The 12,804-nt window shown below is 63.1% G+C and carries 12 protein-coding genes; 3 read left to right on the top strand and 9 right to left on the bottom strand.

Annotated features, from left to right (window positions below; genetic code table 11):
- Window positions 1–690 precede the first annotated feature (690 nt).
- Together AC1DUB_RS12490 and AC1DUB_RS12495 are read right to left on the bottom strand one after the other, a co-directional pair.
- Window positions 691–1,548 (bottom strand): DUF2726 domain-containing protein, encoded by an 858-nt coding sequence (locus tag AC1DUB_RS12490; RefSeq protein ID WP_477729745.1) that lies wholly within the window; start codon window positions 1,546–1,548, stop codon window positions 691–693.
- Window positions 1,549–1,700: 152 nt separating this feature from the next.
- Window positions 1,701–3,038 carry a hemolysin family protein gene (locus AC1DUB_RS12495; RefSeq protein WP_477729746.1) on the bottom strand — a complete coding sequence of 446 codons (1,338 nt, stop codon included), beginning with the start codon at window positions 3,036–3,038 and terminating at the stop codon, window positions 1,701–1,703.
- Window positions 3,039–3,061: 23 nt separating this feature from the next.
- On the opposite strand from AC1DUB_RS12495, the gene AC1DUB_RS12500 reads away from it, so the two are divergent.
- Window positions 3,062–3,916, top strand: a complete 855-nt coding sequence (locus AC1DUB_RS12500) for a symmetrical bis(5'-nucleosyl)-tetraphosphatase (RefSeq protein ID WP_477729747.1) — start codon at window positions 3,062–3,064, stop codon at window positions 3,914–3,916.
- A gap of 131 nt (window positions 3,917–4,047) precedes the next feature.
- On the opposite strand, the gene AC1DUB_RS12505 is transcribed toward AC1DUB_RS12500, so the two are convergent.
- From AC1DUB_RS12505 to ypfJ, 3 genes are all read right to left on the bottom strand, one after another.
- The gene (locus AC1DUB_RS12505) at window positions 4,048–5,040 is read right to left on the bottom strand and encodes a YihY/virulence factor BrkB family protein (RefSeq protein ID WP_477729748.1); all 993 of its coding nucleotides are present in this window, start codon (window positions 5,038–5,040) and stop codon (window positions 4,048–4,050) included.
- A 96-nt stretch (window positions 5,041–5,136) separates the two neighbouring features.
- Complete coding sequence (locus AC1DUB_RS12510) at window positions 5,137–6,615, bottom strand: DEAD/DEAH box helicase (protein ID WP_477729749.1); 1,479 nt, start codon at window positions 6,613–6,615, stop codon at window positions 5,137–5,139.
- A gap of 164 nt (window positions 6,616–6,779) precedes the next feature.
- Entirely contained in the window at window positions 6,780–7,679 is a 900-nt protein-coding gene (gene ypfJ / locus AC1DUB_RS12515) for a KPN_02809 family neutral zinc metallopeptidase (protein WP_477729750.1), read from the bottom strand.
- A 228-nt stretch (window positions 7,680–7,907) separates the two neighbouring features.
- Here ypfJ and AC1DUB_RS12520 point away from each other — a divergent pair, with 228 nt between their 5' ends.
- Window positions 7,908–8,543, top strand: coding sequence for a DUF4136 domain-containing protein (locus AC1DUB_RS12520; protein ID WP_477729751.1), 636 nt, complete (start codon window positions 7,908–7,910; stop codon window positions 8,541–8,543).
- Window positions 8,544–8,646: 103 nt separating this feature from the next.
- Here the strand turns inward: AC1DUB_RS12520 and AC1DUB_RS12525 are convergent, their stop codons facing one another.
- Window positions 8,647–9,489, bottom strand: a complete 843-nt coding sequence (locus AC1DUB_RS12525; protein ID WP_477729752.1) for a 2-keto-4-pentenoate hydratase — start codon at window positions 9,487–9,489, stop codon at window positions 8,647–8,649.
- 96 nt (window positions 9,490–9,585) lie between these two features.
- On the opposite strand from AC1DUB_RS12525, the gene pcp reads away from it, so the two are divergent.
- Entirely contained in the window at window positions 9,586–10,263 is a 678-nt protein-coding gene (pcp, locus tag AC1DUB_RS12530; RefSeq protein WP_477729753.1) for a pyroglutamyl-peptidase I, read from the top strand.
- A gap of 3 nt (window positions 10,264–10,266) precedes the next feature.
- On the opposite strand, the gene AC1DUB_RS12535 is transcribed toward pcp, so the two are convergent.
- The 3 genes from AC1DUB_RS12535 to AC1DUB_RS12545 form a co-directional block, all read right to left on the bottom strand.
- Window positions 10,267–10,515, bottom strand: a complete 249-nt coding sequence (locus AC1DUB_RS12535; protein ID WP_477729754.1) for a hypothetical protein — start codon at window positions 10,513–10,515, stop codon at window positions 10,267–10,269.
- 93 nt (window positions 10,516–10,608) lie between these two features.
- Window positions 10,609–10,980, bottom strand: coding sequence for a hypothetical protein (locus AC1DUB_RS12540; RefSeq protein ID WP_477729755.1), 372 nt, complete (start codon window positions 10,978–10,980; stop codon window positions 10,609–10,611).
- A 284-nt stretch (window positions 10,981–11,264) separates the two neighbouring features.
- Entirely contained in the window at window positions 11,265–12,650 is a 1,386-nt protein-coding gene (locus tag AC1DUB_RS12545; RefSeq protein WP_477729756.1) for an FAD-containing oxidoreductase, read from the bottom strand.
- Between the last annotated feature and the right edge of the window lie 154 nt (window positions 12,651–12,804).

A 12,804-nucleotide genomic window follows, 5' to 3' on the forward strand; every position in this document is an offset into this window, starting at 1 on the left:
CTACTGGATGCGCAGGTTCAGGCCGGGGCGCACGGGAAGGTTCAGAGGAACATCCGGCTCAACTTGCTTCAGCTTGAAGGCCACACGTTTGAAAAGTCCATCTTGACGCGAACCTGGGCGCATTGCACATTCTGGCCGAGGTTCGCCGCTAAGCAACCACCACGGTGATGCGGTGGAGGAGAAGCAGTTCGATTGTAATAAACACTAAATGTAGTGTCAAATAGCGCCAGCGCACACTACCTGTAGTGTCCAATGGCTCTAGGCGCCCACGTCCCAATTTGCTCGATAAGTTGCTCTGAAGACCTGAATGATTGAGCTTGGCCGCAGCTGTTTACGTTGACGTGCCTGAATCTACAGGCGTCACCCTCTGCGAGCGTAGAGCCCGCGGTTCATTCGACAGGATGCCTTCCGATCAATGCAGCTTCACCGCGGCGCGTTCCTCGCAAGAGCGCCAATGCTGATGTCATGACCATGCAGGTCAAAGCACCGGGCTGATCATCTCCGATGAAACACTGCCGGGCGTGTTGTTCGCGATCCCTGCTTTTTGCGCCCTGTTTTTTGCGATATGCCGACCTTGGGGTGCGGTGCAACATGAGGGAATGGCCAGGCAAGGGCGTTGATTCGTTTACTTCCACGTCAGCAACGAATCCTCGCGGCAACCCTGGCGCGCTCAGCAAGCCAAGCCGGAACTTACCGCTTCTTGCTTTCGGGCAGCTGCCCGTCTTGCGGCATGATGAAGGAGTCTTCCCACTGCACCGCGAAATTGTCACCCGCGTCCTCTTGCACGCTCTCCTCCACGTGGTCTGCACTGGCGCTGAGGGGGTCAAAATTGGTGAAGCGTATCTTGCGGTTGCGCTCAAGCTTGGCGCGCAGGCTGGCGCGGGCTGCCGCCACGGCCTCCATGTCGATTTCAGAGGACATTTCTGGCTCGGCGCCGCTGGCCGGACGCAGGGTGTCGGGCACCGTGGGCAAGGCCCCGTTGTCGAAGTCCATGTCCGCAAACGACTGCGACATCGGTGGCCGGCTGTTCAGGGCGAGGTCTTCATCCGAAGGATCGATTTCACCCAGGAATGCAGCGCGCACCTCTACCAACGAGGGGAGTTTTCCCGCCCGGACGACGGCATACGCGATGCGGCACTCCTCAAACAGTTTTTGCTTGAGGTCACGGTTACTGGCGCTCAACCCGCGGGGCCCGGGGACATCCAGGCAGCCGATGACGGTGCCGTCGGAGGCGCACACGGTGAACGTGCAATAAACACTGTTAAGCAATTCATGGGAACGCAAGCCCTCGGCGACATTGCGGGGCGACGTGAAACGGATGGCGGCCACCTTGACCAGCACATGCTGGTCAAAAAAAGCACGTTTCAGCCAGTGCCAGACATCCTGTTCCTGCTCCGTCAGAAGGGGTCTGGGCCGAAGCTGCCAGCGTACGGGAATGCGTCTTTTACTCTTCGCAGCGCGTGCCGCCCATCGGCGATGGCACAGCGCGCCCAAAGCCATTCCGGACACCGCCGCGGCAGCCAGTGTCAATGCAAGAGAATTCAACATGCGCACCCTATTTTTTTTGGAGTTTAAACACAGCACCCAGAAAGTTACAACTGTGAAGGCGCCGATTGTTGCGGCAATGTCTGAAATATGAGCAATAGCGCCTTGCGCGGTGCGAATCCCCCGCAAATTCAACCAGTTCGGGGGAATTGGGCCTAAGCGCCCGTGGATACGGCTGTCCGGCTGGCCAGCAGCTTGTCAATGCGCTTGCCGTCCAGGTCCAGAACCTCAAACCGCCAGCCTGCGCAATCGACCTGCTCCCCCGTCTTCAACAGGCGGCCTGAGACGCTTTGCAGCAGGCCTGCCGCGGTGTTGTAGCGCCCCCTGTCCTCTTCCGGGAGCTCCCTGATATCGAGCCGGACCTTGAGTTCGGACACCGGCATGACGCCATCAATCAGCCAGCTGCCATCTTCGCGCTGAGTCGCCCAGGCATCGATCTGGGCACCAGGCTGCAATTCGCCGGTGATGGCCTCCAGCATGTCCATGGGCGTCATCAGCCCCTGCACCACGCCGTATTCGTCGACCACAAACACCATGCGGGTAGACCGGGCACGAAACTGCTCAATCAGTTCCATGCCCGTGAGGGTTTCGGGAACGAAGACGGCCGGCACGGCATAGGCGCCAATGCGGTCGGCCACCGAGGGGGTTGCATTCTCGCCCGGCTCGGGAGGAGAGGACAAAATCCGGCCGCGCAGGCCCAGCAGCTTGGCCACATTGACCACGCCGATCACGTCGTCGAGGCTGCCCCGGCACACCGGGTACCAAGAATGGCCGGTGGCCCCGGCTTTGTCAATGGCCTCGGCCACCGTGTCGGACGCATCCAGCCATTCGATGTCGGAGCGCGGCAGCATCAGGGAGGTGAGCAAGCGGTCGTCGAGCAAAAACACGTTTTGCACCATCTGGTGCTCGTGTTCCTCGATCAGGCCGGCGTCAACGCCCTCTTCCAGGCTGGCGGCGATTTCTTCCTCGGTCACGCCGCGCTCTCCCGCGTTGTCAACGCGCAGCAGCTTGAGCACCGCGTGGGTGCTGAAGGACAGCAGCCTGACAAATGGCTTGGCCCCCGTCGCTACCCACATCATGGGCCGCGACACCAGGCGCGCCACCGTCTCGGGGTAGAGCTGCCCGATGCGTTTGGGCACCAGTTCGCCAAACACAATGGTGATGAAGGTGATCACAGTCACGACCAGGGCCGTGGCGGAAATATCGGCAGCGCGCGGCGAGGCCCCGAAACTCTGTATCCAGACGGACAAGCCGTCACTGAAAGCCGCCTCGCCAATAATGCCGTTGAGCATGCCGATGGAGGTGATGCCCACCTGGACCGACGACAGGAATTGTGTGGGGTTTTCCAGCAGGCCCAGCGCCGCGTGCGCACCCTTGTCCCCTGATTCGGACATAGCCACCAGCCGGGCCTTGCGACTGGATGCCAGGGCCAGCTCGGACATGGCAAACACGCCGTTGAGCAAGGTTAAAAAAACAATCAGCAGGAAATCCATGAATCCGGAGGGAGAATAAACACATGTCACTTTACTGTATTGGCGACCTGCAGGGTTGCAATGAGCCATTTCAGCGCCTGCTGGAGAAGATTGATTTCTCACCAAGCCGTGACACGCTGTACCTGCTGGGCGACCTGGTCAACCGCGGCCCGCACTCGCTGGCCGTGCTGCGCCACCTGAGCCGCCTGGGCGATGCCGCCCAGTCCCTGCTGGGCAACCACGACTTGCATTTGCTGGCCTTGTGGCAGGGCATGGGCAAGCTGCACCGCAGCGATACCGCACAAGACATCCTGCAGGCCAGCGACCGCGGCGCCCTGCTGGAGTGGCTGCGCCACCGCAACATGGCCATCCATGCGCACGGCTGGCTGATGGTGCATGCCGGTGTGCTGCCCCAGTGGAGCACCGCCAAAACCCTGGCACTGGCCGCCGAGGTGGAGCAGGCCTTGCGCGGGCCCGATCTGAAGGGATTCTTGAGCGACATGTATGGCAACACCCCTAACCAGTGGCACGACAGCCTGCAGGGCGCGGACCGGCTTCGGGTCGTGGTCAATGCGCTGACGCGCTTGCGCTTTTGCACTCCGCAAGGGGTGATGGAGTTTGCCACCAAGGAAGGCGCAGAGGCGGCGCTGCACGGCTACCTGCCATGGTTTGATGTGCCGGGCCGTCAAACCGCAGACACACCGGTCATGTTTGGCCACTGGTCAGCGCTAAAGGCACAAGACGCCCAGAAATCGGGCAGCCTGCTGCTACCGCTGGACACCGGCTGCGTCTGGGGCGGGAGCCTGACCGCCGCCAGGCTTGGGGCAACGCCAGCGGCGTATGAACTGATCTCGGTGGCCTGCTCGCAGGCGGAAGACCCGAAGGTAAAACGGGGCTGAACCGCTGCACTCAGGCCGTCATGCCGGGCACAGCGGCCTGCGCGGATTGAACACCTTCCCGCTCGCGGACCTCGCCAGCCCATGCCCGCGACACGGGCGGCCAGGCTGGGAGCCCCGTTCGCCTTTACCCTTCAGCCAGATGCCTCGGCCCGGGCCGCCGCGTCGTCCGCAGGCGGCGCCACGTTGCCAGAAGCCTCGTCGGACCAGGCGCGCGCCACGCTCGCAGCGAGCAGAAGCACCGCAGATGAGAAATAGATCCACATCAGGATGACCACCAGGGAGCCCGCGGCACCATAGGCAGATACCACGGCTGCGGTAGACAGGTAAAACGCCATCAGGTGCTTGCCGACCGCGAACAGCAGCGCGCCCACCGCCGCTCCCCTCACCAGGTAGCGCAGGGCCGGCTTGGGCCCGGCGCTCATTCTCATCAGGGCCACAAACAGCGCCACGGAAAACCCGAAGGATGCCACTTCATTGATGGCGTAGGCGAATTTTTCGACAGGCCAATACTCGCCTGCCCAGCCCGACAGAAGGTTTAACAAAGTGGAAACCACGAGCGAAACCAGCAACAGAAAGCCGATGGCCAGGATGTAAGCCACACCACGCAGGCGCAAGGAGGCGGTGTACCACCACTTCTGCTGGGGCGCCTTGCCGCTGCCCTGTCGCCACAAACGTTCGAACGCGTCCTGCAACTCGGCAAACACGCCGGTGGCGCCGGAAAGCAGCAGGCCAAACGCCACCAGCGAGGCGGTAATTCCCTGCGAGGGCTCCCGCGCGCTGGAAAGCGCCTGCTGGACCACCTGCGCGCCTTGGGCACCCACCACACTGCGGATCTGGTCGACCAAGCTGATTTCAATAACGCTCTGCTCCACCCACCAGCCCAGCACCGCCACCAGCAAGACCAGCAAGGGCGCCAGACTGAGAATGCCGTAGAAGGACATGGCCGCACTCATGCGCAGGCCATCGGCCTCAATCCACTGATCCACAGCGCGCCAGAGCGGTCTGTAGATATGCTGGAGCCTGTGCTGGAGCGATGAAAGGCCAACCGCCGGCAGGCCCGAAAGGCGCCGGTGAGCTGACTGGTTATCGGTATCGGTATCGGTGTCGGCGCTTTTTGCCGTCATGCAGACAGCATGAGGATACGGCGGCAGAACCCGCGCCGGACGGCCCCGCGAAGAATCGTAGGTGCGCGCCGACGGTCCGGCCGGACGGGAAAGATCTCAGTCGCTGGTTTTGAACAGCGCGGCGACTTTTTTCTTGGGCTTGATGTTGGCCGAGACGCTGCTGCGCACAGGGCCGGCCTTGGCGGCGGCTTCCCAGGCTGGTTGGGCATCCGCTATAACGGTTGCCTCGTAGGGCTGGTCAAAAAATGGATCGCGCGGCGCCGCCGGCTGGCGATGCGGCGTGTACTCGCGACGCTCCCTGCGTTCCGGCCGGTCGCGCGGTTCCCGCGAAACAAACGCTTCACGCCCCGCGCCCTCTTCACCGTCGCCGCCCTGGCGGTACATGCGGCGGCCGTCGTTGATGCGGCCCTGCTCGCTGATGCGCGGGCGGTCTTCATCAAACTCGATCGGCTCCAGCTCGATCTTGGTCTTGATCAGCTTTTCAATATCGGCGACCAGGCGCTGGTCGCTGCTGGCGACAAAACTCACGGCCAGGCCTGAAGCCCCGGCACGGCCAGTGCGGCCAATGCGGTGCACATAGTCTTCGGCATTGAATGGCACGTCGAAGTTGAACACCGCCGGCACATCCTTGATGTCCAGACCGCGCGCAGCGACGTCGGTACACACCAGCAGGTCCACCTCGCCTTTTTTGAACGCATCCAGCGCCTTCAGGCGCTCGTCCTGGCTCTTGTCGCCGTGCAGCGCGGTGGTTTTAAGGCCTTCGCGTTCCAGTGAACGGGCCAGGCGTGCGCAGCCGAGCTTGCTGTTGACGAACACAAAGGCCTGCTTCATGCCGCGCTCTTTGAGGATCTGGTGCAGTGCACGACGCTTGTCGTCAGCGCCCACACTGTAGAAGTGCTGCTCAACCGTCGAGGCGGTGGCGTTGGAGCGCGCCACCTCGATCGTCACCGGATCCTGCAGGTAGCTGGAGGCCAGGCGCTTGATTTCAGGCGAGAAGGTTGCCGAAAAGAGCAGCGTGATGCGCTGCTTGGGCAGGTAGCTCAGAATGCGCTGCAGATCCGGCAGAAAGCCGATGTCGAGCATGCGGTCGGCCTCGTCGAGCACCACGTATTCAACCTGGTTGAGCACGGTATTCTTGGCTTCGATGTGGTCGAGCAGACGGCCTGGCGTGGCCACCAGCACTTCAACGCCTTTTTTGAGCTCCAGCGTTTGCGGCTTCATGTCCATGCCGCCAAACACCACCGCACTGCGCAGGTTGGTGTGCTTGGCGTAGAGCTTGACCTGTTCGGCCACCTGGACGGCCAGCTCCCGGGTGGGCAGCAGCACCAGCGCGCGCACCGGGTGGCGCGCCGGCGAGGTCGAGGCGTTCTCGTGCTTGAGCATGCGTTGCAGCAGCGGCAGCGAAAAAGCAGCGGTTTTACCGGTACCGGTCTGCGCGGCGCCCATCACGTCTTTGCCCTGCAGGACGACCGGAATGGCCTGCTCCTGAATGGGCGTCATGGTTTCGTAGCCCATTTCGGCTACGGCGCGGGCCAGCGGTTCTGCCAGCGAAAGATTGGAGAAGGAAGATGTCATTTAACCCACTATTGTCGCACTTTGGGCGAAATCCCCCTTTTTGCCCGCCAACCGGGGGTACCGCCGCCCGGGTGCAGCGACACGGATAGCCAGCCCCGAGCCCCTGCAAGCTATTGATTTAATAGCTACATACCCAGGGAAAACACGGCTCACAACCATCTTTACTATAAATTCCGGGCACTGAAAGTGTCGCAGGCCTTGATGCTGCCGGTTTTCAGGCCGGCGTCAAACCAGCGCTGGCGCTGGGCGCTGGTGCCGTGGGTGAAGCTCTCGGGCACAACCGCGCCGCCGCTGGAGCGCTGCAGCGCGTCGTCGCCAATTTTGGCGGCCGCATTCATGGCCTCCTCGACATCGCCCTGCTCCAGGATCTGGCGCGCGCTCTGCGCGTTGTGGGCCCACAGGCCGGCAAAACAGTCGGCCTGCAATTCCAGCCGCACGCTCAGGGCGTTGTACTCGGCCCGGCTGACCCGGCCGCGCATCTGCTCCATCTTGCCGGTGATGCCCAGCAGATTCTGCACATGGTGGCCGACCTCATGCGCAATCACGTAGGCCTGCGCAAAATCGCCCGGCGCCCCCAGGCGGCTTCTCAGGGTTTCGTAAAAGCCGAGGTCGATATACACCTTCCGGTCGGTCGGGCAGTAAAACGGCCCCATGGCGGCCTGGCCCTGGCCGCAGGCGGTGGGCGTGGCGCCCCTGAACAGCACCAGCCGCGGCTCCTGGTAACTTGCGCCGCCTTTGGCAAACACGTCTTTCCAGACGTCCTCGGTATCGGCCAGCACGGTGGAGACAAACTTCGCCATGCGGTCATCGGCAGGCGGCCGCTGGGCCGGTCTTTGTTGCGGTACCTGCTGCACCTGCGCCGGCGGCGAACCGCCGCTCAGGAGGCTCAATATGGTCAGCGGATTGATGCCGAAAATCCAGCCGCCGACCAGCGCCACCACAATGGTGCCAATGCCGATGCTGCGGCCGCCCAGCAATCCGCCGCCGCCAAAACCACTGCCCCCGCCACCCTCGTCGCGCCTGTCCTCAACGTTGTCGGATTCCCGATTGCCTTCCCATTTCATGATTGCCCCAGTTGCATAGAGAGATATATAGCGAGAGGTGGTGAGGCCGAATAGCTCGCATGGTCCGGACAGGCCGAACGCCTCACGAACGCCTCAAAATTGCTTCAGCGCATGAGCCAACTTTACTAGAGAGCCATGCGCTGCGTGGAACAAAATTGAACCCCGATGTATCCATCTTTCATGGCATTTTCTGCACATTTACACCCTCCGCGGTCGATTCGCCTTGGCATGGCCCTGCTCTTTATGGCCCTGCTGGCCGGCTGCGCCAGCCCGATCACGGCCCGGGTCACCAGCTTTAACCAGTGGCCCGCCGATGCGGCGGGCAGCACGTTCAGCTTTATCAGCCCGGTCGACAGCACCCGCGAACTGGAGCAGGCCACCTATGAAAGCCATGTGCAGGCTGCGCTTGAAAAGCAGGGCCTGCGGCGGGCACCACCCGGGCAGGTGGGGCGCATCCAGGCCGAGGTGCGGGTGATCAGCCACGGCGAGCAAAAAACCTGGCTGCAACCGGTTTACCACGACCGGCCTGTTTTTTTGCCCCCGCACCGTGATGCGGCCGGACGTGTGTTTCCGGGGGCCTGGATGCCCGATCCGTTCGGGCCGCGCTATGTGGGTGACCGCCAGGTGAGCCGCATCGTGTGGCTCGGCAACTTGCGCCTGCGCCTGCTGGACACACGGGGAAGCCCGCCGGGCAAACCGCACACGGTGTTCGAGTCGCGAGCCAGTTATGAAGGTGACAGCGACGATTTGCCGGCACTGGTGCCCTACCTGGTGCGGGCGGTATTTGACGATTTTCCCGGCCAGAACGGGCGGACACGCAACGTGAGCTTTGACAGCGAAACCGGTGCGTTGATCAAAAAATAATCCTGCTACACCTCTTAAGGCTGCGCCGGGCTGCCAGCGGCTCCGCACTCCAGCGCGCGCCAGCCAAAGGGTTTCAGGGGATCAAGACTTGAGGCCATCAATGTCATTCAAAACACAGGCGCAACCCCTCGAGGTCCTCTGCCACCGGGTCTGGCGATTGAATGTCCGTGTGCCATAGTTGTCCGGCCTGTACCGGCCAGGCATCGGTCAGACTGCCCGTGGTGATCAGATCACCGGCCAGCAGTGGTGGCGCGCCCGGGGTGGCGCGCAGCGCCTCCACAAAATGCAATAAAGCCTGCAACGGCCCACCCAGCACGTTGGCGCCCACGCCTTCTTCCTTCAGATCCCCATCCACGTAAAGCCTCAGCCGCAAGCCGGCGAGCGCCTGAACCAGCGCGTCCGGCGCAATACCTGCGGTCAATTTCACGGGATGGCCCACCAGCAGGTGGGCATGGAGACCGGCATCCGCCACCGCCTGCGCGGCCGTGAACTTCCAGCCCGGGAAATGGGTGTGCACAATTTCAAAGCCGTGGGCTATCCAGTCAATGGCGTCCACCAGCTGCGCCAGCGTGCATGCGGGCGGTGGCGGGAAGCGCAGGCAAAACACGATCTCGGGTTCGATGCGGGGCTCGCAAAGGCCCTCCAATCGCACCTTGCCGATGTTCGGCGCCCCTGCATCAATCAGCGTCAAGCCACTGTGCCAAACAGTGCCCCAGACGGGCGCATAGACCTCATAGCGCGGCCACATGTTGCGGTTGGTAAAGCCGACTTTGTAGCCTGCGGCGCGCTCTCCGGCGGCACAGCGCGCCTCGCGCACAGCCAGCGCCGCAGCGTAGGCGGTGCCTACATCAGACGGTACCGTCGCAGGCCAGCGCAAAGGCTCCGCGTGAAGCCGGGCACGCGACAGGTCGGACACGAGGCTGGAAAGCGGGAGTGAAGAACTCATGGCCGCATGTTAGCCACAACCAGACCCACCGCGCAACGGAAAGCGCCATTTCGCAGACCACAGCGATACACCCCAGCCATCCTTCACAATGGCAACATGGACACGGCCTCCACCCCTCCCCGCGTGCTGCTCACCGGTTTTGATGCGTTCGGGCTTGGCGAAGCCGGGCTTGCTGGCCCTGCGCTCAACCCCAGCTGGCTGGCCGTCCAGGCACTGCACGCCACACGCATCGCGGGCCACGAGGTGATCGCGGCACAGTTGCCGACCCGGTTCGACACATCGGTGACAGAGCTCATGCGCCTGTTGCGTCTTTACCGGCCTGCACTTGTGATTTGCGTCGGGCAGGCAGGCGGGCGAAACGCCTTGTCGCTGGAAAGGGTCGCCATCAACGTCAACGATGCCCGCATCCCCGACAACGCGGGCATGCAACCCGTCGACACGCCTGTCGTACCGGGAGGCCCGGCGGCCTACTTCAGCACGCTGCCCATCAAGGCCATGCTGCAGGCCCTGCAGGACGCGGGCCTGGCTGCCGAGGTGTCGCAGACAGCGGGCACCTTTGTCTGCAACCACCTGTTTTACGCACTGATGCACGCGCTGGCCACGCAGCGCGGCTTCAAACGCACGCGCGGCGGCTTTGTCCACGTGCCTTATCTGCCCGAACAAGGCTCGCCCAGCCTGCCACTGGAAGACATGGTGCACGGGCTGCAAGTGGCGATAGCCGCTGCGCTGGCAACGCCGCACGACATCACAAAGAGCGCGGGCGCAGTCAGCTAGGGACTAGCCTGGCGGCGTCGGGCTGCCCCGCTGCTCCGGCGCATCGGCGGTGGGGTCATTACGCATCAGCCGCCAGGCCAGCCAGATGCCGATGGCCGCATTGCCGATGGCGAAGCCGCTCACGAGCAAGGCGCCCCAAGCATTGAGCGGGCGGTTGTGCGCTACCCAGGCCAATGCCGTTGACAGGCCATTGAGCACGAGCATGATCCAGAACAGGGGGTTGCGTGGCTGGAACAGACGGGAGAACTTCATGGGAGTCCATGCTACCCGCTGTTGAGCACAGCTGGTCCGCACCGGCCTGGTCGCTTCGCCCTTCCCCGCTTGCCGCGCTTCAGCGGGCCGTCATCAGCGGGGCGTGAACATCGCGGGCCTGAAGTCCTGCATCTGATGGGCCGCGAGGGCACCGCTCCCATCGTCGAAATTGCTGGCCACCGCCTGGCTGTTCTGCCTGGGGTCGATGACCTCTGAAGGAAGGTTGGCGGCCTTCGCCTGCTGCAAGCAACTGTGGCGCGCAGCCCCCATGCTGCTTTCCATGCAGTGGGCAGTGGCGATTCGCTCCGAGGTCCGCTGGGTCTCGCGTACCTGCGCTTTTTTGACCTGTTCATCCGCCACCATCGCCAGGGCAACCAGCTGGCACAGAATCACGAAGCCACCCGTCACGCCGAGCAGGGTCTTGTACGGGATCTCTTTGATTTTTCGCAAATGATCTGAAAACATCGCTCGCTCCCATTTTTGTCTGACGACTCCATGCTGAGGCGAAGCTTTCAAAAGGCCACCCGGTGCAGCGCCCGTGACGCTGTAGGATGGAAACGCGAAGCAGGGCTTGCAGTTCCGTGCATCGCAGCCTCAGGCTGTCTGGAAGCAGCAACGGGGTGCGTCGAGATGTGGCGAGGCGGCATTCGCGCCATGCCGGCGCAAGCGGCTTTGTTTGCGGCAACCGCTGGTGCAGGTGAAGCACCCTTTGTTGCTCTCTGCCTCTATGCTCCTATGCCGCCCTGCCTCTATAGCGCTTCCAGCGGCTTCAACTGCTGCAGCAACGTTGGAATCAATTCGCTGACGGTGGGATGGATGTGCATCGCACGGGTGATGGCCGTGTAAGGCTGGTCGGCGGCCATGATGTCGACCAGTGCGTGAACCACTTCGTCGCCGTTGAGGCCCAGGATGGCGGCGCCCAGCAGGCGCTTCGTGTCTGCGTCGACGAGGGCCTTCATGAATCCCTGCGTCTCGCCTGCTTCGCGGGCGCGGCCTACGCGCTGCATGGGCATGCGCGCTACCAGCGCCGCACGCCCGCTGGCGCGCACTTCCCGCTCCGTCAGGCCCACGCGGCCGAGCGCGGGGTCGATGAAGAGTGCATAGCACGGGATCCGGTCGCTCACGCGCCGCGGGTCGCCATCAAACAGGTTGGCTGCGACGATCTCGTAGTCATTCCAGGACGTGTGGGTAAACGCGCCCCGGCCATTGCAGTCACCCACGGCCCACACCCCCTCGGCACTGGTGCGAAGCTGATCGTCAACGATGATGTAGCCGCGCTCATCGAGCTGGATACCCGCGACGTCCAGCCCCATGCCGTCTGTATTGGGGCGCCTGCCGACGGCCAGCAGCACATGGCTGGCAATGAGGGCGGGCAACTCCGTGGCGCACACGGTGCCGACCAAAATCCCGCTCCCTTCCCGCGCCAGCGACAGGCACTCCGCCTCCAGCTGGAACCCGATGCCCTCCGCCTCCAGGATGGCACGAATGCCATCCGACACATCCTCGTCCTCGCGGGACAACAACTTGGCCGAACGCTCCACCACGGTGACCCGGGCGCCAAAGCGCCGCATCATTTGCGCAAATTCGAGGCCGATATAGCTGCCACCAACAATCACTAGGTGTTCCGGCACCTCGGTCAGCTCCATGATTGACGCGTTGTCCAGATACGGGACGTCATGGACACCCGCCAGCTCCGGAACGGAAGGCCGGCCGCCCACGTTGAGGAATATCCGCGGGGCCGTCAGCGTCCGCTCGCCGACCTTGACAGTGCGCGGCCCCACGAATGCTGCATCACCCTGAATCACCTCGGCGTTTTTCAGGCCCTGCATCCACTGGTAGACACCGTTGCGCGACTTCAGGACGATTTCGTCTTTTCGTGACTTGACGCGCTGCATGTTGACCTGGATATCGCCGGCGGAAAATCCGAACTCGGCGCCACGCCTGGCCATGTGGATCGCCCGCGCACTGGCTACCAGTGTTTTTGTGGGTATGCAGCCGTCATTGACGCAGGTGCCGCCGAAATGGGCGCGCTCGATCACCGCCGTGCGCAGGCCTTCCCGGGTGCAACGCTCTGCCAAAGCAGGCCCTGCTTGCCCGGCGCCTATGACGATGGCATCGAAAGATTCGACTTGCATGAGCTTCTCCGGTTTCCGTGGATGGGCACGGACACAAGCACAAGGGAGGCGATGACCTGGTTCCTGAAGCCGCCTGCCCGGATGCAATGCCACGGGAGTGCGCTACGGCAGGTTCATGACCGTCCAACCAACAGTATCCGCCTCTGTGAATCCT

Source organism: Polaromonas sp. P4_F9 (assembly GCF_056401235.1).